We start from the raw sequence: 22,481 nt of genomic DNA, 5'->3' as shown, positions 1-22,481 counted from the left end.
CTCGTGCTGACAGCGGATACGGCCAGTAATTAGTTGGGGGCACGGGTCGGCACCCACCCGGCGGCGAGGGTGCCGATTTTCGCGGCTGCCGTTACGTCTGAGCTTGTTTCTGTAATCTCCAGGTTGTCGCCGCTGATGACCAGCACGTCACACTTTCCTGCGGCCTGGAGCCATGCCGCGTGGGACGGGTCGTGGACGTCGAGCTGCCGCAGATGGAAGCTGTCGCCCTGTATCTCCAAGGAGACGGTGCCGTCCCGTCTCATCAGGCATTCGGCGCCTTCGGGCACGGGCCGGGCTTCGTCCACAACGCCCTGGAGATCATCGGTGAGGGGAGAGCCGGAACCCGGCGCTAAGCAAGGAGACTATGTGGGCGGACACGGGTTCCCCGCCGGGCTCGCGGAAGAGCACGACCGGGTCAATCGTGTAGGCCAGTACGGGGACGAGCGTCTTTCCGGCCTCGGTCCGGCGCAGAACATTGAACTGGGCCCCGAGGCTTCGAAGCTGAACCGGATCCGGGCTGCTGGTTACCGTTAGGGCTGGTTCGCGGCACTGACGGTGGCTGATGTAGGGACTGTAGGTGCGGTACTCGGTCCCGTCCGGAGCGATGTGGTGAACGACGTCCACCACCAGCGACAGTAGACATTCAGCGGTCAGGGAGACGCCGCAGGATGCGCAGATCGTGGCCGTAGAAGCGGCCCTGGTCACATAGTCAGCAGCCTCGCGGTCCTTGAACCCTTCGAGGCCTTCATCCCTCGCCACATTCCGGTGATGGGCCGGGAACGGGTGGAGGTAGGGCGTTTTTGCCGGCGAGGGTGTTTCACTCTTGGTGCTGGGGGCCGACCCGGTGGCGGGAGGCTGGGTAAGGGGTGTCTTGCTGTGCCAGGAGCGTCCGTGATGAAGTTGCAGCGGCAGTGAATTCTGGGGCGGGACGATTCAGTTACCGGCGGCGTTGATGGTCGCGGCATGCGCCTTCAGGGCGTCGAGTGCACGGGCGCCGGACATCGCCCTAGGATAAGCCTCATGGCATCAGACGATGAGAAGGACCCGCCTGTACCCTCCGATCTCGTCGGCGCCCCGAAGCGCATCCGCCGCGAACAGGTGGCCCAGAAATGTGACCGGTCCACCCGCGAAGCCCTTGCAGACGACCCGAACGACTGAGACTGACCCTGAACAAGATGGACTGGCCGGACTAGGTATCGCGGTGGTCCACGGGGGTCAGCGCCGCCACGGCGCCGATGACGCCGGCCCGACATAACTCAGGGCGGCGGCCCCGTGTGGTCACCCACGAGGCGCCATGTCGAAGCCTGGCCGCAAGATGTGAATGACGGGCCGAGCGACGAGGACAATTTAACGGGCCGAGCCTTCCGGTCGAAGACCATACGGGTCTGCAGCGCGCTCAGCCTGCGCCATGCGGACTTGGCCCGGTTCTGGCCGAAGGCCGCGGTTCGGAAGAGGGCTGCAGGCGCCATGCAAGCCATGGCGAGGAGTTGCAGGGACGTCGGGTGCTGCTAAAACGCCGGTGGTGTGCCGGCGGTGGTCAAGAGTTCGACCGGGTCACCGGCCAGGTACATCCTGCGCTCGGCCTGGCCGTTGAGCCGGATCCAGACAATGCCGCCGTCGGGCATCAGTGCGTCGACTATCCCTTGTTCTGGCAGCCTTCCACCCTCGCGCACCTGGACCTGCTCTCCCTCGCACAGGTTCTGCCACTGTGCTGCGTGGCGGGCAGCCATGTTCTCGGCGTCGTCGATGTAGTCGTCGAAGCTTTCATCCATGAACCTGATCAAAGCACAGGAAGGTGAATCCGGCGTGGAAGGCGCGGACATCCGTCCTTCGGTTGTCGGGAAGAGGGGTCAGCGTATTCGAAGCCCAGCGAATGCGGGCGTACTCGGCCTGGCCATTGGCACGCACCGTCGACTACCCCTCGACATCCTTACTAAGGGTGCTAAGTATCGAGTCTCCTTAGGTACCTATTTCGCAAAGGGGGCTGGTCTGCCCGGTTTCCGGGGAGGCCAGCCGCCTTAAATCCTCGGGCCTCCCGCCCCTTTGGGGTGGACTCAGAGGTCCTATACGTATCCCACTCCCTTGCGGCTCATGTACGCGTACCCGGGTGACGTGCGCCCTGGACGACATACTTCCGCGGCCCGCAGGGTGGACACAGGAAGAGAGCGGAAAAGTGAAGGCAGTAGTTTACAAAGGACTGAACGACATCAGCGTTGAGGACGTACCGGACGCCAAAATCGAGCACCCTGCCGACGTGCTGGTGCGGATCACCTCGCCTAATATTTGTGGCTCGGATTTGCACATGTATGAGGGCCGCACCAGCTTTGAACCCGGACGCTCCTTTGGGCATGAGAACCTAGGCGAAGTCGTCGAGACCGGGCCGGCGGTAAGCAAAGTAAAGGTAGGTGATCGTGTCGGACCGCCCCTCCTACCCCCGCGAGCAACCCGGCATCGAGACGGGTGCGCACTGGGACTTCCCCGAACGCCAACCGGAGAGATGGCCCCGGGAACGGTCCGTCGAGCACGCCTTCCTCACCCCCGTTTTTGGGACCTCCGCACCTCCTGCCGGGGTCTCCGCCCTGGCTGCTGGACTGCACCAATGCAACGACCACGGCGGCGATGCTCGCGATACAGGCGGTGATGATCGCGTTGTCGGTCACATGGGAGACGGACTCCTCACGGCAACCCGTTCAGTCCCTGCGGGGTCCTGCCGCCAGCAGATCCGCCACACCCATGCCAGAGCGATGACGCCAGCGGTGCACCACGCGAGCAGGGGCGCAAGGGCAGGTGCCAGGGTTACCGAGGAGGTGTTGTACGTCGTCCACCCTAGCGTCGGAGTACTGATGCGGCGCAAGAGTACTGAGACATCAGTGGATCAACCCTGCCACAGTCGGTGCCCCGGTGGGCACTGGCGCGGTCGGCGGAGCCGCAGCCACCAGGCTCGGGAACCTGCGAAGCATCACGCGGCTACCCATTGTGAAACGTCCTCATGTTTGGGATGGGAACAGGTAGGTCCTAAAAGCGAAACGTCCAGTGGTTGCATGTTGCATGCAACACATGTAAAACTCTTGATTGCATCACGACACAACGTAGTGTTTGCCAATAGCAGGGAGAAGGCTAGTGCATCAACCAGGCAAGCCGCTTAGCGGCGTCTACCGTGCCGAATTCAGGCCGCGACCGTGTCTCTTGTGCAATCAGCATCTGGGCTGTGTTCACTATGTGCCTGTTCAATGCCTGACCGACGCCCTGAACGTCTCCGGTCATGAATGCGTCAAAGATGTCGAGATGATCCTCGAAACATTCCATAGCACTGCGCGAAGTAGGAACTGTTCCAACGCCGCTCATCAGCACAAGGTTGCGCTGGTCCTGAAGCAGGATGACAGCCTTCGTGTTGCCGCTGCCCTGCAACAAGCTCCGGTGAAAATCCCGGTCAGCTCGCAAGGTGGCCTCAGAATCGCCGCTTTCGGCGACATGCCTAAAGTGCTCAAAAACAGTCTTCACAGCCGTCGTTGTCGTTTCATCTTGCAGCGCCGTCGCCCGCCGGGCTAGCGGAACTTCGAGCATCAGGCGAACTTCGAAACCTTGAAGAAGGCTTTCAACGCTGGCGGTGATGACTCGGACGCCGCGGTTTTTCTCGATCTCAACCAGTCCCAATCGGGACAGTTCGAGCAAAGCTTCACGCACTGGAGTTCTGGAGATACCGCCAATCTGCTCCCCCAGTTGACCGGCGGTGTACAGCTCTCCCGGCTGCAGGTCTCCAGCCAGGATCGCCTGACGAAGCAGCTGGGTTGCTTGCTCGGCCAAGTTGCCGGCGCGGCGAACGTTTTCCACATGACGAGTATGTCATCTCATTTTGATTGTTGAGGTAGGAACAAATGCAAAAAGAACAGTCCTTCGCCGTCGTGGGTGCCGGGATCATCGGAGCGGCGGTGGCGCGTGAGCTCACCCTGCGTTTCCCTGGCTCGTCGGTGACCATCTTCGAAAAAGAGCCTCATGTCGCCGCCCACCAGACCGGGCATAACTCAGGGGTGGTCCACGCCGGCCTCTACTACGAGCCGGGGGGCTTGAAGGCGCGACTGTGCCGTCGAGGTGTATCACTCCTCAAGGACTTCTGCATCGAGCGGGGCCTTCCGTATGACGAGTGCGGAAAAATAGTCGTCGCTCTGAATCAAGTGGAAGAAGATCGGCTGCAGAAAATTTACGAGCGCGCCCTCGCCAACGGGGTTCCAGGGGTGAAAATGCTGGATGCCGCGGAAATTAAAGAAGTTGAACCGAACGCCACCGGACGCGCGGCGCTGCATTCCCCAGGAACGGCCATCGTAGACTACGCGAAAGTCACCGGCGCCCTCATCGATGACGTGCTCGCCGCCGGCGGCACCCTCTCCCTCAACACCGAAGTCAAGCAGATCACCGATGGGCCTTCAGGCGTGATCGTCAGGACAGACAGCGCAACCCAAATCTTCGACCTCGTTGTCGTTTGCGCTGGGCTGCAGTCAGACAGGCTCTCCAAGAAGTCCGGCGGCGAGAATGACCCGCGAGTCGTACCATTCTTCGGCCAGTACTTCGTACTGGAACCAGACTATCGAGACCATGTAAAGGGCCTCATCTATCCTGTCCCGGACCCGAAGTATCCCTTCTTGGGAGTGCACTTAACCAAGCGCATTGACGGAGAGATGATGGTCGGTCCCAACGCCTTCCTGTCGCTCTCACGCGAGATCTACCACGGGTTGGGCCTCCACCCGCGGGACACCGCCGAAGTCCTCGCCTACCCGGGATTCTGGAAATTCGCGTCGCAAAACCTTCCCACAGCAGCCAGGGAAATCCGATCCGTCATCTCGAAGAAAATTTTCCTCCAGCAGGCCCAGCAATACGTGCCCTCCTTGAAGGACGCGGACGCCTCGCGCGCCACCAGGGGCATTCGAGCCCAGGCCCTCAGAAGTGACGGGTCACTGGTGGACGACTTCGTCATTCAGCAACTTGGCAGGGTCACGCACATCCGCAATGCGCCCTCCCCCGGAGCCACCTCTTCCTTGGCCATCGCCGAACACATTGTCGAAGCCGCCATTACCGCGAACTCACTCCCTTCAGCGCCGAAGCAACTCTAAGCACCCATCCCGTTAACCCCGCGAAGCGGCTGCGCCTCGCATCAGAGAAACAGGAAAGCCCTGTGAACACACAACTACTAAACGAAACCCCCCTCGAGGAGAAAACCCGCCTCCGACGGGTTGCGACTGCCACTATCGTCGGAACTACCGTCGAATGGTACGACTTCTACCTCTACGCAACCATGGCCTCTCTTGTCTTCGGCAAAGTATTCTTCCCCGCCGGGGACAGCCAGACCGCCACCCTGCAGGCGTTCGCCACCTTCGCCATCGGCTTCATTGCACGACCAATCGGAGGTATCGTCTTCGGACAGATGGGGGACCGTCTCGGCCGCAAGAAAACGCTGGTCATCACCTTCTGCCTCATGGGAATCACCACAGCGTTCATTGGTTTCCTGCCCACTTACGAGCAGATCGGATACTGGGCTCCGGCGATGCTCGTAATCCTACGGATCTTCCAGGGAATGGGCGCAGGGGCCGAATATGCGGGAGCAGCAGTCGTATCCTACGAACACGCTCGAGACGGGAAACGCGGTTCCCAGGGCGCCTGGCCGGCCTTGGGCCTCAACCTCGGCCTCGTCCTGTCCTCCCTGACAATCTTCGTCCTAAGCCTCAACGGCGACCAGTTCCTCATCAACGGCGGGTGGCGTATTCCCTTCGTCGCCAGCCTGGTTCTGGTCATGATCGGACTGTGGGTTCGAAAGGCAATGCCGGAGTCCCCAGAGTACGAAAAAGCTGCTGCCGAAAAGCCCAGGGCAAAGCTGCGATCCGTCTTCCGCCACCAATGGCGAGGGTTGCTCGTGGTCTTCATTGTCGCGATCGGATACAACGCACTCAGCTACATTTTCAAGACTTTCTCCGTTGCCTACCTCGGCGAATTTCAAAAGATCAACTCGAGCGTGAATTCCTCCGCGATCCTCGTAGCCGGCATCATAGCAATCATCACAGTGCCCATCTTCGGCCACCTGTGCGACCGTTTCAGCAGCAGGACGATCATCCTCAGCGGCGGCGTTCTAGCCGCTGCCTTCGCGTTCCCCTTCCTCACCCTTCTGCAAACCGGGCAAGCCTGGGCAGCATACGTTGCCATCGGAATCGGCACGGGAGTCCTTGCGCCCATGATGTTTTCTGCCCAAGGGGCGTTCCTAAGCCGCCAGTTCCCCACTGAGTCCCGCAGCACAGGAGTTGGCACCAGTCGCGAGATCGGCACCGCGGTCGCGGGCGGTCTTGCCCCCTTGGGTGCACTGTCGATGGTGGTAGCCTCTCCCACGCATTCCACGGCCGGAGTCGGAATAGTCCTCGTGATCGCCGGGCTCCTTGTACTCGTCGGATCACTCTTCGATCAAGGCCGCAGATTCAGCGCCAGCCGGAACTAGAACGCACATTTTCCGGCGGGCGGATTGGGTCGTTCCGCCCGCCGGAACGAGGCGCCTTCACCGTGCTTATCCTTCCCCGCATACAACATGAACGGCCTGGGCGGGTCGTCGCCGGGCTGCCCGAAGACGTTAAGCGGTAGCGGGTCCCTGCTGACATCCATACAGACCATGCAATGTTCGTGGCACCAGACGGCCAAGCTTCATGAAAGGCGCCATTGACAATGGAAGCAGGACGGTACGCCGAGCAGCGGCGACATCCTGCACCGGGGGAATCACAATGGGGGTAATATGCTGCGGCGTTGCCGTCAGCAGTGCCATGAGGAAACCGGACCTCCGCCACAACCTTCTGGTGATCTCTCAGATCGTGGCTTGAAGGAGCGGTCAGTGCTTCCTCTGAGCCGGGCTCGTCCGAGCCTTCGGCGCGCGGAGAACTGAGAAGGCGCCATTGTCCTGCATGATTCCGTTCTGTAGGGGGTACGGGGCTACTGGCGTTATCGTTTTTTCCTGACCTCTGCGTGGCGGTAAGGAGTGGCTCGTGCTCGTCGATGCTGTTTTCCAGGTCCAGCCGGTCGATCTTATGGCTGCCCGTCTGCAGATGGCCCTTTCGCTGGGCTGGCACATTATTGTGGCGTGTTTCGGCGTCGGCATGCCGGCCATCACATTGTTGGCGGAGTGGCGCGGCCATAAGACGGGCGACCTGAATTACCGGTTGCTGGCCCGGCGCTGGGCGCGGGTGATGGGCGTCTTGTTCGCTGTCGGGGCTGTGTCGGGGACCATTCTCTCGTTCGAGATGGGCTTGCTGTGGCCGGGCCTGATGGGAGTGTATGGCGAGGTGATCGGCCTGCCTTTCACGTTGGAGGGCATTGCCTTCTTCATCGAAGCCATCTTCCTTGGCATCTACCTCTATGCCTGGGACCGGCTGCCTGCGCGGGTTCACATGCTGACAGGCATTCCCGTGATTTTGGCCGGGGTTGCCAGCGCCTTCTTTGTGGTCACCGCGAACGCCTGGATGCAGCAGCCGACGGGATTCGATGAGGAGAACGGCCGAATCATCTCGGTGGACCCGGTGGCGGCTATGTTCAGCCCTGCCACCCCGCCTCAGACCGTCCACATGATCCTCGCCGCATTCATGGTGGCCGGTTTTGGAATGGCCTCGGTCTACGCTTTCGCCATGCTGCGCGGGCGGCGCGACAGATACCACCGGCTCGGTTTCGTGCTGCCCTTCACCATCGCTGCCGCCATCACGCCCATCCAGATTGGGGTAGGCGACTGGGCAGCCCACTTCGTCGCGGACTACCAGCCAGTGAAACTCGCCGCCATGGAGGGAATCTTCGAAACCCAACGCTCAGCCCCGCTGCACATCGGCGGCGTCGCCATTGATGGGGACATGCAGTACGCCATCGAAATTCCCGGCGGCCTGTCCCTCCTGGCGCACTTCGACCCCAACGCGGAGGTCATGGGATTGAATGAAGTCCCGGAAGACGCACGGCCCCCGGTAAACGTCGTGCATCTCGCCTTCCAGGCGATGGTCGGAGGAGGCTTTGCCCTGCTGGCGCTGTCGCTCTGGATGGCGGTCGCCTGGAAACGCCGAAGGGAGTTGCCGCGAACCAAATGGTTCCTGCGGGCCGCCTCGGTCTCGGGACTGATCGCGGTGGTCTGTCTGGAAGCAGGCTGGGTGGTCACTGAAGTCGGCCGGCAGCCCTGGATCGTCTTCGGAGTCCTAAGAACGTCGGACGCCGTCAACCCCGCACCAGGCCTGTTCTACGGGTTCATTCTCGTGTCGGTCGTCTACCTCTTCCTCACCGTTGCCACCGTCTATGTGCTGCGGCGGCTGGCCAAAGACAAGCCCGTCCCCCTGGCCCCTCAGGAGTCGGACGTAACCGGGTACAAAATCATTTAGGAGGTCTGCGGTGCCGCTTGCCGAGCTGCTGATGGCAGCAATGTGGGTCTGTCTCACGGCGTATGCATTGTTCGGAGGCGCTGACTTTGGCGGGGGCTTCTGGGATCTCATCGCCGGCCGGGCCGAGAAGGGAAGATCGCAGCGGAACCTGATTGAGCACTCGATCGGACCCATCTGGGAAGCCAACCACGTCTGGCTGATCTTCGTCATCATTCTTACCTGGACTGTGGTCCCCCCGGCATTCGCAGCGGTTTCCTCGACCCTCTACATCCCACTGACCCTCGTTGCGGTGGGCATTATCGCGAGAGGCTCCGCCTTCGCGTTCAGAAAGGTGAGCCAGCAGCTGTGGCAGCAACGGCTGTTCGGAGGGGCATTCGCCCTGTCGTCCGTACTTACGCCCTTCTTCCTCGGGACCGTGGGAGGCTCTCTTGCCTCCGGGCGCGTCCCGCCAGGGATAGCGGCAGGTGACCCGATCACAAGCTGGGTCAATCCAACGTCGCTGACCAGTGGACTGCTCGCCGTGACCACAACGGCCTACCTTGCCGCCGTGTACCTGACCCACGATGCGCGCAGGGAGGGTGATCCGGCCTTGGCCGAAGCATTCCGACGCAAGGCTCTGGGCTCCGGGGTGGCCACAGGCCTGGTGGCCGGCGTCGAGCTGCTGGTGCTCGCGATGGACGCGCCCGGGCTGTTCCGTCAGCTTCTGTCCATGCCCGCCGCGCCCCCGGCCGCATTGTCAATTGCAGCTGGGGCGGCCTCGCTGGCCCTGATGTGGCGGCGCCGCTTCCTCACCGTCCGAGTCTCCGCTGCCCTTGCCGTTACAGCGCTCCTGTGGAGCTGGGGCATCGGACAGTATCCCTATGTCCTTCCAGGCCTGGCGCTGGCCGAGGCCGCAGCCACCGAAAACGTCCTGGTAGCCAACTCAATCGCAGTCGTGGTCGCCGGGATTTTGGTGATTCCCTCACTGTGGTGGCTCTACGCAATCTTCCAACGAGACCAATTTGCCAAGCACCGCTAGCAGCGCATGCAATCTTGCCGCTTCGGAACGATACACAGCTCACCCATCCTTCTTATATCACGCTTGCATGAGGATCCATCAGGCCTCACTTGAAGCACATGGAGCATGGCGCCGGCGAAACGGCGGCATCGACGTCGGCGTCCTCGAAGACCACGAATGTGGCGTTGCCACCCAGTTCCATGGAGGTCCGCAGGACCGTCTCGGAGGCGTCGGACAGCAAGCGCCGGCCAACCTCGGTGGAACCGGTGAAGGATCTTCCGCAGCCGGGAGTCCTTGATCAGCGGCCCCGCGGTGGTCCCCTGCGCTGGAGGACGGAATCACGTTGAGCCACCCCGGCTGGGAGGCCGGCCTACTGCATCACGCGCAGTGAGGCCCGACCGCTGACCGCGAGACCTTGGGGCGCGATGGGTAGCATCAGCTAGCTGGATCGCGGCTATCAAGGACCCTAAATGTGAGGCAGGGACTCCGTAACCACCTGGACGCCGTCGCCCTCATGGATAAGACGCCGCCCCGCTCCAGCATCCAACCAGATCCAAAAAGCGGACCCGTCGGGCATCCATTCGTCTAGGACGCCGTCAAGCGCGGGTCGCCCGTAGCTTTGGAGGCGGATGCGACTTCCGGCTGGAACAGTGTCCGGTCCTGCAATCCACGCATCGCACCCATGAAAGGTTTCACCGGCATCGAGGGCGGCTTCAGTCTTACCCTGAGAACTCGCAGGAAGCCCAGGGAATTCTTCTCGTTCTGCCAACGGCATGCCCTTCCTCCCACCGATCGGTTAGACCGGAGGTGTCAGCCACTCCACAAGGACTGTCGTTCGCGACTTGTCACTTGGGGGAACGCGGAATTGATGGTGGCGATGTAAGCCGCCGCCCGCCGCACGTACGCTCCGCCCGGGGTGGATTGGGGGCGCCACTCCGGGCGGAACTGAAACAATGTACCAAACAGTTCTTAGGCAAACAATTTGTGCACGAATCAGTTTGAAGTTGTGCGACCAGAGTCACGTCCATGCAAGCCAGCTACAAGCCCTCGACGGCATCACCCGGCAGATTAGCCTTCCCTTGAGATGGCCGCGCCGCCGCGGTCACGCGAAGAAAAGCAATGCCACCCCAAAGCATTTTTGGCCTGCCGACTTGAAGCACACCCCAACCTGATGCAAAACCCGCACCTCTTGGCCTTCGTCTGGGAAGGTCCTAGAACTCAATCCCACATGTACGAGGTTTTTGGAGGCAACGGTGGCTGCTCAACGAATCGGGTACGTACGGGTCAGCACACTGGACCAGAACGAGAAACGTCAGCTCGACGGCTTGAGCCTGGACCGGGTATTCACGGACAAGGCGTCCGGCAGGGACACGGCCAGGCCACAACTGGCCGAACTGCTGGGCTTCGCCGCGACGGGGATACAGTCGTGGTGCACAGTATGGACCGGCTGGCCAGGAACCTGGATGACCTTCGCGCCCTGGTCCAACGCCTAACGCGCAAAGGGGTGCGGGTGGAGTTCGTCAAGGAGAGCCTGGTTTTCACCGGGGAGGACTCCCCCATGGCCAACCTCATGCTGCCCGTCATGGGCGCCTTCGCCGAATTCGAACGGGCTCTGATCAAGGAGCGGCAACGGGAAGGTATCGCGTTGGCCAAGCAGCGCGGCGCTTATCAAGGGCGGAAAAAACGCTTACTGCGGAGCGTGCGGCAGAGCTGGTTCAGCGGGCGGCCAGTGGGATTCCTAAATCAGTTCTCGCCATCGATTACGGCATCAGCAGGGAACCCGTGTACCAGTACCTGCGTCAGGCCCGTCTGGCCGGAACCACTAGCCTGCCGGCCGAAAGCTGAACCGCCAGCCTGACGGAACACAACTATTGGCCGTCTAAATGGCCGGTTCTGCGCCTGCAAAAGGAGCTGTTCCTGCCTTCATTCCCCGGCGTTTTCTCCCAGACTCCAGAAGTCGAACCGCTCAGCGGACATCCCGGTTCACGGTGGGATGTCCAGGAAGGTGGAGTCAAAAGCTGCATCGGAGGGCTGACTCCTACCTGGCCCCGATCCCGGCAGCCAGCTGACAGCGCGCACCATTATTTCACTCGCTGCCCGCCGGGCTCCAAGGACGTCGGGGGCCTCTCCCCTGCCCAGAGGCAGCGCGTAACGGGCGATTCGACGTGGAGAGCCCTAGCGGCCTCTCTTTACGGGCCAAAACGTTTGCTGCGATTGGCTCTTGACGTGTGCGGGTTATCACATCTATGGTTTACCTAATCCTTTAGGTAACGCGATGGGAACTTCGCGAAGCCTTTCCCTAAACGATTAGAAAGCAGTTGCGAGATGGCGAAGAAGCCAACGCTGCGGGACTTGAGCGAAGCCACAGGCCTTTCTTCCTATACGGTTTCGCGCGCCCTGAGTAACGGCGCGGATGTCTCCGATGCGAGCCGGAAGGTGGTGCTGAAGGCTGCCCGGGAGCTGGGTTACGTCCCGAATCGTGCTGCGCAGGAGCTCCGCAAGAAATCGCGCAGTTCGATCGCGGTCATCACCGCGAGCACGTCGAACTACTACTATCTGGACTTGATGAAGGGCATTCAGCGTGTTCTGCGCGGATCCAACCGAAATGCGGTTGTGGCCGACATCGCGGCAGAAGGTGTGTACACGCCCGAGGTGGAAGATGCCATTGTTCAGGATCTGATCCAGTCACGGACGGCCGGCATTATCACTACCCTGACGCTGAGCCTGGAGAACGTAAGGCTCCTGGAAAGCTGGGACATCCCCGTGGTTTTCGTGGACTCGGCGCCGCCGAAGGACGCGGCACAAGTCCCCAGTATCCTCACAGACAATTTTGCGGCGAGCATGAAGGCGGGGGCCCATTTGGCCCAGCACGGGTATACGGATTGGCTCTTCCTGGCCTATCCGGGCCGCTGGTCCACGCGGGCCGAGCGGGAGCGGGGGCTCCGCGAGGCGGCGGACAAGCATGGGGCTGTGCTGCAGGTGCTGGAGACGGAGAACGACGCCGACTCGGCGTGCCGGACGCTGTCCGCCTATCTGGATACACCCGGCCAGGCTCTGCCGAGGGCGGTCATCGCTGGAAACAACCCGCTGCTCCACGGCGTCCTCACCGTGCTTCGACAACGCGGAGTTGCTGTCCCCACCCAGGTGGCTCTCATAGCGTTTGACGAGTTTGCCTGGGCGCCCTTACTGGATCCCCCGCTGACAGTGGTGGATGAGGACAGCGAATCGATCGGCGTTATGGCCGCACAGACGCTGACCCGAATCCTGGACGGACAGCTGGAGGCCGAACGGCGGGGCGAGTCACCCGTGCCTGACTACCGTCCCGAGGACCGCCGGGAGGTGAACGCGGACTTAATCGTGCGTCAGTCATGCGGATGCTGAGCTACCGCTCCTCATGACCAAGAGCAACTGACCTGGGCGACACGTGGCTCCGCGGAAGGCCCGCCATGTTTTCCACTGTGCTGGGTCTGATTACCCACCGGGGTCGTACCCGCCCCCACATAAGCCCCTTGCCTTGGTACTCGGACAGGGTACCGGCAAGGTTTGGTTCCGGCCGAGACGACCCTCAGGGGTCCGGCACGCCTAAGGAACTGACCCGACAGCCCGGCCGCCGCATCGAAGCGGGCCGGTGCAGCACCACTACCAATTCCATCGACCGCGTTTTTCACGGACCTGGCCGGCCCCCAAGGGCTCGCCGGTTCCGGTTCAAAGGAGATCCGAAAATGAATCAGCTCGTCAAGAAGTCTGCAGTCTTCACTGCCGCCGCAACACTCGCCGCACTCAGCCTGACCTCCTGCAGTTCCGGTGACAGCCAGGCAAGCACCAACAAGCCGACAAAGATCGAAAAGATCGGCCTCATGGTCCAGGACATGTCCAACCCGTTCTTTTCCGCTATGGACAAGGGAGCGAAGGAGGCCGCCGCGAAGATCGGAGCCACCACCAACACCCAGGACGCCCAGCTTGACCTGGCGAATCAGAACACCCAGATCGACACGTTCATCCAGCAGGGCGTGAACCTGATTGTCATCAGCGCCGTGGACGAAAACGGCATCCAGCCCGCGATTGAGCGAGCCAAGCAGGCAGGCATCATTGTCATCGCCGTGGACACCCCGGCCAAGAGCGCGGACGCCGTGGTGATGACCAACGCCGTCCAGGCCGGTGAAAAATCTTGCCAGTACCTGTTTGAGCAGATGGGAGGAAAGGGCAGTGTCCTCCTGGTGGACGGAACCCCGCTTCAGACGATCCGTGACCGCATCACCGGCTGCAAGAACGTCGTGAAGAAGTTCCCTAACATCAAGGTTGTCGGGCAGCAGGCGTCCAAGAACGACCGGGCTTCCGGCCTCGCCGTGACCACGGATATGCTCACGGCTACCCCTGACGTTCAGGGGATCTTCGGCATGAACGACCCGTCCGCCCTCGGTGCGGTTCTGGCGGTCCAGCAGGCACACAAGGCGGGGACCGTGAAAGTCACCGGTGTGGACGGCAGCCCAGAAGCGGTGGCGGAACTGAAGCAGCCCGGCTCACCGTTCATTGGCACCGCAACCCAGAATCCTGCCGAAATGGTCCGCAAGGCCGTCGAAATCGCGCAGAACATCATCGACAACAAGCCCCCGGCGGAGAGCACCGTCCTGATCCCCAGCGAGCTCGTGACCCGCGAGAACGTCAGCCAGTACAAGGGCTGGTAAGGCTCCCGCTGCCGTGTGGGGCCGCTCGGCTCCCGCAGCGGCCCCACACAACCGGACTGAGAATAGGCCGCCATGACTACAACAACTTCCCGCCAGCCGCTGCTGCAGCTGGAAGGCATCACAAAGCGCTTCGGCGCCACGCTCGCCCTCAATAACGTCCACTTCGAACTGCGTGCCGGTGAAGTACATGCTTTGATGGGCGAGAACGGAGCCGGAAAATCCACGCTGATGAAGATCCTGGCGGGAAACGTGACCCGCGATTCCGGACGGATCCTGATGAACGGCACCGAAATCGACATCCGCTCCCCGCATGAGGCCGTCGCCCACGGCATCGCCATCATCCATCAGGAGCTGAACACGGTGCCGGCGATGACAGTGGCCGAGAACCTGGCCCTCGGACGAGAGCCTTCGACCAAGTTCGGGGCCTTGGACCGCCGCGCCATGATCACCCAGGCCCGTGAGAAACTCGCCCGGGTCGGGGCACGGATCGATCCCCGCACGGAACTGGGCCAGCTCAGTGTCGGCATGCAACAGATGGTTGAGATTGCCCGGGCCGTCAGCGAGAACGCCAGGATCCTGGTCCTGGATGAACCAACAGCGGCCCTCTCACGCAGCGAAACCCTCCACCTCTTCCAGATCATCAACGAACTGCGCGACGCAGGCGTCGGGCTCGTATACATCTCCCACCGCATGGAAGAGGTCTGGGAGCTTGCGGACCGTGTGACCGTCTTCCGTGACGGAACATACGTAGGGACCCGGGGAAAGACCGAGATCAGCCCTCCGGACGTCGTACGGATGATGGTGGGCCGCAACCTCGAGGACCTCTACCATCACGACCGGCACAGCCCAGGAGAGGTCCTGCTCGAAGTCAAGGAACTCACCGACGGAGCCGGCATCGGGCCGGTCAGCTTCCAAGTACGGTCGGGCGAGGTCGTCGCCCTGTCCGGGCTGATCGGGGCCGGCCGCACGGAAACGGCCCGGATGATCTTTGGCGCCGACCGGCCCCGTGCCGGCACCGTCACCGTTCGAGGCAAAGCGGCACTGGCCTCCAGCCCGGCCCAGGCGATCGCACACGGAATCGCCATGGTCCCCGAGGACCGCAAAGACCAGGCTTTGTTCGTCTCCCACACTGTCGAGGACAACATCGCTGTCAGTTCCCTGGGCGGCCACGTGACCGCCGGCGTGCTCCAGCGGGCCAGGATCCGGAGCGCCGTGAAAAAGCAGATGGAACGCCTGCACCTGCGGCAGAACGCCCTGCGCCTGCCGGTCAGCGCGCTTTCGGGCGGCAACCAGCAAAAGGCCGTGCTGGCCCGGTGGCTGATGCGCGAATCCGACGTGTTGATCCTGGATGAACCCACGAGGGGCGTGGACATCGGCGCGAAAAGCGAAATCTATGAGGTCATCAATGACCTCGCCAAGGCCGGTAAGGCCATCCTGGTCATCTCCTCGGACCTGCCCGAAGCGATCGGTATCAGCGACCGGCTCCTCGTGATGCGCTCCGGACGGATCGTCCAGGAACTCAACTCACGCACCGCCAGCGAAGAGGACGTCATGTCCCACGCGACCGGAACAGCAGCACAAACAAACGGAGAATTCCATGACTAACCAGGCTCTGAACAACCCGCAGGGCGCCGACGTCCGGCCAGAGGACGCACCTGCCACCGCCCGCAGCTTTGACTTTGCCTATTGGTGGGACCGCGTCGGCATACTCGTGGTCCTGATCGCGCTCGTTGCGCTAATGGTCGTCATCGCCCCGAATTTCGCGAGCGTCAACAACCTCCTCAACATTGCGCGGTCGATCTCGATCAACGCGATCCTGGCGGCCGGAATGACATTCGTCATTCTCGCTGCCGGAATCGACCTTTCGGTCGGTTCCATTCTGGCCGTCTCCGGTGTCGCATCGGTCATGACAGGCATTGCCGGACTCCCCGCGCCCGTCGCGATCCTGGTGGGAGTTGCTACCGGCGCTGTCGCGGGTTGGATCAACGGTATGCTCAGCGCCTACCTGGCACTGGCCGCCTTCATCGTCACCCTTGGCACCATGACCTTCCTTCGCGGCCTGGCCTACACCATGACCGACGGGCAACCCATTGTCTCCAACACGCTCAGTTTCCGAGACATCGGCAACGGGTACTTGGCGGGCATCCCGGTGCCCGTGGTGATCATGATCATCGTCTACGTAGCGGCGTGGTTCATCCTTGAGCGCACCCGCTATGGCCGGCACGTCTACGCAGTGGGAGGCAACGCCGAAGCCGCACGGTTGGCAGGCATCAACGTCAAGCGCGTCATCACTTCCGTTTACATCATCGCCGGCGTCTGCGCAGGGCTCGCCGGTGTCATCTTCTCCGCCCGAGTCGTCTCCGCCCAGCCAACAGCCGGCACCGGCTACGAACTCGACGCGATCGCCGCAGTTGTCCTGGGCGGCACGAGTCTTGTCGGCGGACGCGGACGGATCTACGGCACCCTGATCGGCTCCATCATTCTCGGTGTCCTCAGCACCGGACTGATCCTGATGAATGTCCAGTTCTTCACCCAACTGCTGATCAAGGGACTCGTCATCATCCTCGCAGTGGCCATCGACAGCCTGAAACAACGCACACTTCGCCTGCCATGGTCGAGGGCCATCGCGGCCCAGGCACCGGCATAAGAGCCCGTCCGACATAACCGGCAGCCACGTGCTGCCTGCCGCGCAACGCAACCCGGCCACTACCCAGAAGTGGCCGAATTGCAGCCCCACGCCCATTTACTTGAGAGGACAAACCCGTGGCATTGCCCACCATCGCCATCACGGACAGCCTTCCCGGCCGCCGGATCAACGAACCCGTAACCTTCACCGTCGAGGGAGAATTCACGGAAAACCTCTGGACCGCAACCACCAGCGCCGGAGAGACGCTTATCTGCCAACGCCTGAACGCCCAACCCGAACCAGGTAAAACCACCTTCATCACCGTCGTGACCTTCGAGGGAAACCTGGAGCTCACTCTCGGCGCACCGATCGCCCGGCGCGTTGACGGGATTAGCGAACGCGAACCCCTCGAAACTGACGCCTTCGTCCGCCTGGACACAGGGTACTTCGACCTCGAAATGTGCGTGGGCACCGCTCAGGGCACCGGCTCCTCAAAATGGGGGCTGCGTCACTTCGCAACACTCAAAGAAGGCATCGACCTGCTCCCCTCGGGCAACAACGCCATCGGCGGCTTCTACGGTCCCTTCTTCACCCCCGAAAACGGCCTTATCAACCCGCCCGAACACACCATCGTCGAGATCGAAACCCTTGAACATGGCCCTGTCCTGCACCACTACCGGATGAACGGGACCATCCCCGACGGCCTGCTCGAGGAGCTCAAAGGCAAGACATTTTCCATCGACTGGCAATTCACCCACGGCACCCCCTATTTCACCCGCAGCTACCGGGTAGATGACTTCCAGACAGTCATCAACGGCCGCTCAATAACTAACAAGATCACCGTCGGCGACGAATTTGAGGCTGGCCAGGGCGACGTGGTCTTCGACCGCTTCGAAGCATATGGCGGCACACGGTACCGCGACGGGGACCCCTACGCCGCTGAACTCGCACAAATGGTCGAAGAAACCATCGCGAACTCAACGTCCAGCACTGCAAAGTTCCAGGAATTCCGCCGCCAACTCACCGGAGACATCGAAGCCGCGCACTGGGATCTGTACTGGCGCCTGTTCTGCAGCTGGGAAGGCGCTTTGGACGAAGAGGAAATCCGCACACGCCTCGCCCGGGTCAGGGCAACCTCGCACGTGCTCGCTGACCTGCCCGAGCGGCACTGGACGATAACCGATGCCCCCGTCGACCTCTCGGCAGTGCCGCACGAAACCATCTTCCCCGGGCCGGCCTCCAAAACGGCCGAATTCCATTCAGAACTCGACAGAACCATGGTCTGGTGGACCTCCGAACCCTCCGGCGCCTTCCAGATCGTCCAGCGCCGCCAATCCGGCTGGGTCAACTGGGGAACCAACGGCGAAAACGAATGCCCCGAACTTCCCGTCGGCGTCCAGATCAAAACCGCATACGGCATGTTCAGCGACGGCTGGCAGCACGTAGCCGACCAACTGGAGACCGCACCCACAGTTCACCAGGCCTAAAAGCTGGCCGATGGGCCGCTGGAACTCAGCGCCCCGGCCACAGATGCCGCCGCCCATCGCTCTGGAGCCTCGTGCTGTGATTCCCGGCCCCGGACGCCCGGGTTGACGGACCTGCTCCAGGAACTCCCGAACCTGTTCGGCTAGGCAACCACGACTATTCAATCGGACCTCTGGCCGTCTCCTGGTCTGGCCAGAGGCCCATTCGCCCATGGACTCGGGAGCAAGACAAGGACGCATTCTGCGCCCCGACAAGCATATGAATTGAGGTGAACCAGAGGGCAGAACTATGGCCGAGACAAATGACATCGTAGAGAACGGCTTCAGCGCGTCTTCGGATGTGGTGCGAGTAGCGAGGCCGAGGATGCGTGATGTGGCTGCTTTAGCCGGAGTAGGCATCAAAACAGTTTCCCGCGTCGTCAATGACGAGCCCGGTGTTTCCGAAGGCACCCGCCAGAGAGTGTTAGAGGCGGCAAAACTGCTGAACTACCAGCTGGACCTGACGGCACAAAGCCTACGCCGGGCCGGCCGACAAACACGGTCTGTCGGGCTACTGCTTCCCAGCGTCGCCAACCCATTTCACGGTCAAATCCATCGGGCCCTCAGTGATGTCCTGGCGAGCCACGACATAGCGGTCCTCTCCGCAAGCTTGGACGATAACGCCACACGTGAAGAGGAGCTGGTCAAAGCATTTCTCCGGAGGCGCGTCGATGGACTGGTTCTGACTCCGGTCGCCAACAGCCAGGGGTACCTGCCGGAACATTCCAAGGACCTTCCGATGGTCTTCATCGACAGAGAACCGGTAGGCATCGGTGCTGATGCAGTGGTCAGTGACAATGCCGCTGGCGCGGCCAAAGCCACCGTGCACCTGATTTCCCAGGGCCACACCAAACTCGCCTACCTAGGAGGCCGCACAGACATTCAGACCGCCCGGGAGCGGCGCCGCGGTTTCATTAATGAGTTGGACCGCGCAGGTATTTCGACCGACACCGTGCAATTCTTGGAAGGACTGCGCACCGAGGAATCGGCGCGGACGGCGGCGAGAGAACTATTCACGGGCGCTGAACCGCCGACGGCCATCTTCTCTGCACAAATCCTGGTGACCTTTGGAGTAATGCGAGCGTTACAGGAGCTGGGGCTGAACCGGACTGTGGCCTTGGTCGGATTCGGCGACTTCACCCTCTCGGACATGATGAACCCAGGTATAACTGTGGTCGCCCAGTACCCCGAGCACATCGGCCGGTCAGCCGCAGAACGGATTCTGGCACGTATCAGCGGAGACTCGCAGGAGCCGCGAACATACACCATCCCCTGTGAACTGATCCTCCGAGGGTCAGGGGAAGTTCCGCCGCCCTCCAGGCCAAACGTTCGTAAAGCCCTCGCCTCCGACCGGCCCGGCAGCCATAGGCGGAATGGTGCAAATGCGGAGGGCGACAGAACCTCCGTTAGCAGTCAGCAGCGGGGATGCCCATGAGTTGTCCAGCCAAGCGGTTTGCCTAGTACCGCCAATTGCCAGTCGAGCCCTGGGGCTTCCGCTTCAACACGAAGACCGCCCCACGGCCTGTGACAATTTGCGCCCCGGCAGTTGGGTGACTCCATGGCCGTGAAAGTGGCCCGGGCTGGCGGCGGCGCCAAGGCGGGCACATCTTCTAAGGTGGTGTTCCGCGGCACAGCCGCACAATGAAACCACTAGCGTCCGCTGCAGGCCGGCCCTCAACGTGGGTTGGGGGAATGCCTTCTTGCTGACTTCAGCTCACGCTTAGGCGTGTGCAGCCGGCCTAATTAACAACTGCAGGTCCCACCGGAATTTGCGGGACCTGCAGTGCGTAGTCGCGAACGGTGCGCTGACAACTGATGGACGGGTCAAAGGGAGGGTCATCACTAGGGTGAGGCCGTGCCGTCGACAGCGCTTTGGACTTGCACGGTAATTCGTCGGAGCCTCACCAGCCTGAATTGGTGTGTTGGATCAGATTCCGACAGATTAAGAGCCGATCATGGGGGTGGCCCTGAATGCGTTGACAGCCCTGTCGGCGATAACTTGGTCGTCAGTTCCGGAATCAAGGATGGTGTTCCGGGCTGATTCGGGATCCACTATTACGGCCGTCACGGCGAGTCCGCTGGCAGTGTCGGTTGCCAGCAAGGCGTCCACCTGGGCCTCGAAGCAGGAGTCGCTTGACTTGGAATCAACGTCCATCGCCACTATGTGGTTGTTGGAGACGAAGTTCCCGGTCCCTGCCTTCAGCCGGATGATGGCGGGCTTGGCGCCCTCCGGCCGGACGGTCTGGGAGTCGATGACCTCGGAGAAGTGGTTGCCGATGACAGAATTGCTGCTGCCGCTGATGCTGAGAAGCCCGGTGAGGTCGTCCAGTCCGTTGTCGACTCCCAGGAAGGGCGTCCACGGCTCATGGTCACGCAGAAAGTGGTTCGTGGCTACGAGGTTTTCCGAACTGTTCTCCTCCAGCATCACCATCCCGGGGTAGAACGAGTGCAGGCGGTTGTTTGTGACGCTGGAACGCGTGACGCCGTTGAACCGTACGCTGCTCGCACCGCGGGGAAAGACGTTGTTCGCGGTGACCAGGAGACCTCCGTGATTTTCGGCGTAGATGGAGTGGCCTTTAGGTCCTGCTCCTACCAAGTTATCGGTGACTTTTGATGCCTGTCCCCAACCCCGCAGTTCAATGCAGCTGCCGCATTCGGCGAGGAAGTTGTGGTGGATGGACAGCGCGTCCGCGTTGTGGATGGTGAGGGCGTTCTCCAGGTAGACAAACCCCATGTCGGTGACGCGGAACGAGTCGTTGGCGCTGGCCACGTAGATGCCAGTTTTGCCGTTGACGTAAGTGTTCTCCGGGTGCATGTCGGAGCCGTCGGCAGTGAAGTGCAGCCCGTCGATGCAGAAGTTGGAGAACTCCACTGAGCTGATGCGGGGGCTGCCGCTGCGCTTAACGTAAAAGGCGGCCCCGTCGGATTTGTCGCCGCCTTCCTCTGCAGAGGGAAGGTCGACGATGATGCGGCTTCCGCCGGGCCACAGCTCGTGCAGGTCCGGCCATTCGTCTTCGGGAACGTTGAACCGGATGCTCGATGACGTAAAGCCGTGTCCCGAGCCTTCGATCCGAAGGAAGCTGACGTCGATCAGCACCTGGGTGCGGAGGTGGTAGTCCCCCGGCGGAATGTAGATTACGGCGCCGGGCCTGCCGCCGTTGTCCACGTCGGTAGCGGACTGCCGGTTCTTGATGTCGGTGATGATGCTGTTGATGACTTCACCGACGTCCTTGGCCGGATTGCCGACCGGCCACGTGGTTACGTCGTAGCAGTTGTTGTTCGTCATTGTTTCTTCCTTGATGTTGAAGGGCCAGCCTGGGAATCTACGGGGCCACCGGTTGATGCTCCGGGAGGTGCCTTTGCAGTTCTTCCAGCGTTGGCGGCTGGGCGCCTGCCCGGCGGACGGTAATGGCAGCTGCTTTGGCTGCCATGCGGCCCAGTGACTCCAGCACCGATGGTGCCAGCCCGTCTGCTCCGCGCATGAGGAGTCCGTAGATGAGGGCGGACATGTACGAGTCGCCGGCCCCGATGGTGTCCACCACCGCGGACGTGACCGAGGGAACGGTTATCCGTGCGTCCCGGGTTGCGAGGAGGGCCCCCTCTGCTCCCCTGGTGACGGCGACAAGTGCAGGCCCGAGTCCGAGGATACGTTCTGCAATGTCTTCCAAGGTAAGCCGTGGGTAGAGCCATCGTGCGTCCTCGTCGCTGAGTTTGACTACCTCTGTGAAAGGGACGAGTTCCTCGAAGATGGTTTGTGCCTCAAAGTGGCTGCCGAGCAGTGCAGGGCGGATGTTGGGATCGTAGGTGACAACGCAACGTTGATGTGACTGCTCAATCAGTTCCCTGACCACTGCCGCTCCGGGTGCCAGGAAAGTTGCGATGGAGCCGGTGTGCAGGATTTTGGGCAGCGTTGCGGGCGGTATGCGCGGGAGATCCCAGCGAATGTCGAAGTCATACTGTGCTGAACCATCGGAGGCCAGGATCGCTGTCGCTGTGGCGGTTCCGCCTGGGACCTGGGAGCCCGGCAGGAGACGAACTCCAGCGCTGTGGAGGTGCTTTTCGATGGAAGCAGCATGCTGGTCCTCGCCGAGGGAGGTCAGTAAGCCGGTGGCAACTCCGAGCCGTCCGAGCCCGTAGGCGACATTGGCCGGTGATCCACCGGGGTGCTGCACTGTGCCACGGGGAGAGACAACGATGTCCACGAGTGCTTCACCCACAACAACCACGTCAAAGCGCGGTGTTCGCTGCTCATCGGAGTGCTCAACAGTTGGCATT

The 22,481-nt window shown here is 61.8% G+C and carries 17 protein-coding genes and 3 pseudogenes; 13 read left to right on the top strand and 7 right to left on the bottom strand.

Features of this window, described 5'->3' with window-relative positions; genetic code table 11:
* Positions 1–29: 29 nt before the first annotated feature.
* Together LFT45_RS00515 and LFT45_RS00510 are read right to left on the bottom strand one after the other, a co-directional pair.
* Positions 30–263, bottom strand: a complete 234-nt coding sequence (locus LFT45_RS00515) for a hypothetical protein (RefSeq protein WP_236806021.1) — start codon at positions 261–263, stop codon at positions 30–32.
* A gap of 55 nt (positions 264–318) precedes the next feature.
* Positions 319–759, bottom strand: coding sequence for a hypothetical protein (locus LFT45_RS00510; RefSeq protein WP_236806020.1), 441 nt, complete (start codon positions 757–759; stop codon positions 319–321).
* A 261-nt stretch (positions 760–1,020) separates the two neighbouring features.
* Between LFT45_RS00510 and LFT45_RS00505 the strand changes: the two genes are divergently transcribed.
* On the top strand, positions 1,021–1,158 hold the full coding sequence (locus LFT45_RS00505) for a hypothetical protein (protein WP_236806019.1): 138 nt from the start codon (positions 1,021–1,023) through the stop codon (positions 1,156–1,158).
* A gap of 350 nt (positions 1,159–1,508) precedes the next feature.
* Here LFT45_RS00505 and LFT45_RS00500 read toward each other — a convergent pair whose 3' ends face one another.
* Complete coding sequence (locus LFT45_RS00500; RefSeq protein WP_236806018.1) at positions 1,509–1,772, bottom strand: hypothetical protein; 264 nt, start codon at positions 1,770–1,772, stop codon at positions 1,509–1,511.
* A 530-nt stretch (positions 1,773–2,302) separates the two neighbouring features.
* Here LFT45_RS00500 and LFT45_RS23315 point away from each other — a divergent pair.
* A pseudogene (locus LFT45_RS23315) lies at positions 2,303–2,368 on the top strand (hypothetical protein); the annotation flags it as partial.
* A gap of 749 nt (positions 2,369–3,117) precedes the next feature.
* On the opposite strand, the gene LFT45_RS00490 reads toward LFT45_RS23315, so the two are convergent.
* Positions 3,118–3,831 carry a GntR family transcriptional regulator gene (locus LFT45_RS00490; protein WP_236806017.1) on the bottom strand — a complete coding sequence of 238 codons (714 nt, stop codon included), beginning with the start codon at positions 3,829–3,831 and terminating at the stop codon, positions 3,118–3,120.
* A 44-nt stretch (positions 3,832–3,875) separates the two neighbouring features.
* On the opposite strand from LFT45_RS00490, the gene lhgO reads away from it, so the two are divergent.
* From lhgO to LFT45_RS00470, 4 genes are all read left to right on the top strand, one after another.
* Positions 3,876–5,105, top strand: coding sequence for an L-2-hydroxyglutarate oxidase (gene lhgO, locus LFT45_RS00485; protein WP_236806016.1), 1,230 nt, complete (start codon positions 3,876–3,878; stop codon positions 5,103–5,105).
* A gap of 62 nt (positions 5,106–5,167) precedes the next feature.
* A complete protein-coding gene (locus LFT45_RS00480) occupies positions 5,168–6,475 on the top strand; it encodes an MFS transporter (protein ID WP_236806015.1) in 1,308 nt (435 codons plus the stop codon).
* Positions 6,476–7,010: 535 nt separating this feature from the next.
* On the top strand, positions 7,011–8,375 hold the full coding sequence (locus tag LFT45_RS00475; protein ID WP_236806014.1) for a cytochrome ubiquinol oxidase subunit I: 1,365 nt from the start codon (positions 7,011–7,013) through the stop codon (positions 8,373–8,375).
* Between the two features lie 10 nt (positions 8,376–8,385).
* Complete coding sequence (locus LFT45_RS00470; RefSeq protein ID WP_236806013.1) at positions 8,386–9,393, top strand: cytochrome d ubiquinol oxidase subunit II; 1,008 nt, start codon at positions 8,386–8,388, stop codon at positions 9,391–9,393.
* A 17-nt stretch (positions 9,394–9,410) separates the two neighbouring features.
* Here LFT45_RS00470 and LFT45_RS00465 read toward each other — a convergent pair.
* A pseudogene (locus LFT45_RS00465) lies at positions 9,411–9,742 on the bottom strand (aldehyde dehydrogenase family protein); the annotation flags it as partial.
* A gap of 883 nt (positions 9,743–10,625) precedes the next feature.
* Between LFT45_RS00465 and LFT45_RS00460 the strand changes: the two are divergent.
* The 7 genes and pseudogenes from LFT45_RS00460 to LFT45_RS00430 all read left to right on the top strand — a co-directional run bounded on the left by LFT45_RS00460 (position 10,626) and on the right by LFT45_RS00430 (position 19,641).
* Positions 10,626–11,217, top strand: a pseudogene (locus tag LFT45_RS00460) (recombinase family protein).
* 480 nt (positions 11,218–11,697) lie between these two features.
* Entirely contained in the window at positions 11,698–12,753 is a 1,056-nt protein-coding gene (locus LFT45_RS00455) for a LacI family DNA-binding transcriptional regulator (protein WP_236806012.1), read from the top strand.
* A gap of 341 nt (positions 12,754–13,094) precedes the next feature.
* Positions 13,095–14,057: an ABC transporter substrate-binding protein gene (locus tag LFT45_RS00450; RefSeq protein WP_236806011.1), complete on the top strand. Its 963-nt coding sequence runs from the start codon at positions 13,095–13,097 to the stop codon at positions 14,055–14,057.
* Positions 14,058–14,129: 72 nt separating this feature from the next.
* On the top strand, positions 14,130–15,662 hold the full coding sequence (locus tag LFT45_RS00445) for a sugar ABC transporter ATP-binding protein (protein ID WP_236806010.1): 1,533 nt from the start codon (positions 14,130–14,132) through the stop codon (positions 15,660–15,662).
* Positions 15,655–16,704: an ABC transporter permease subunit gene (locus LFT45_RS00440; protein WP_236806009.1), complete on the top strand. Its 1,050-nt coding sequence runs from the start codon at positions 15,655–15,657 to the stop codon at positions 16,702–16,704. The genes LFT45_RS00445 and LFT45_RS00440 overlap by 8 nt, the downstream gene beginning before the upstream one ends.
* A gap of 116 nt (positions 16,705–16,820) precedes the next feature.
* Positions 16,821–18,170 (top strand): hypothetical protein, encoded by a 1,350-nt coding sequence (locus tag LFT45_RS00435; protein WP_236806008.1) that lies wholly within the window; start codon positions 16,821–16,823, stop codon positions 18,168–18,170.
* A 361-nt stretch (positions 18,171–18,531) separates the two neighbouring features.
* The gene (locus LFT45_RS00430; protein ID WP_236809482.1) at positions 18,532–19,641 is read left to right on the top strand and encodes a LacI family DNA-binding transcriptional regulator; all 1,110 of its coding nucleotides are present in this window, start codon (positions 18,532–18,534) and stop codon (positions 19,639–19,641) included.
* Between the two features lie 507 nt (positions 19,642–20,148).
* On the opposite strand, the gene LFT45_RS00425 is transcribed toward LFT45_RS00430, so the two are convergent.
* The gene (locus LFT45_RS00425) at positions 20,149–21,492 is read right to left on the bottom strand and encodes a NosD domain-containing protein (RefSeq protein ID WP_236806007.1); all 1,344 of its coding nucleotides are present in this window, start codon (positions 21,490–21,492) and stop codon (positions 20,149–20,151) included.
* A gap of 37 nt (positions 21,493–21,529) precedes the next feature.
* Entirely contained in the window at positions 21,530–22,480 is a 951-nt protein-coding gene (locus LFT45_RS00420) for a carbohydrate kinase family protein (RefSeq protein ID WP_236806006.1), read from the bottom strand.
* Between the last annotated feature and the right edge of the window lies 1 nt (position 22,481).

Source organism: Arthrobacter sp. FW305-BF8, from assembly GCF_021789315.1.
Taxonomy (GTDB): domain Bacteria; phylum Actinomycetota; class Actinomycetes; order Actinomycetales; family Micrococcaceae; genus Arthrobacter.
Note: the sequence above shows the minus strand (reverse complement) of the source record. Positions and strands in the feature narration are given on the sequence as shown.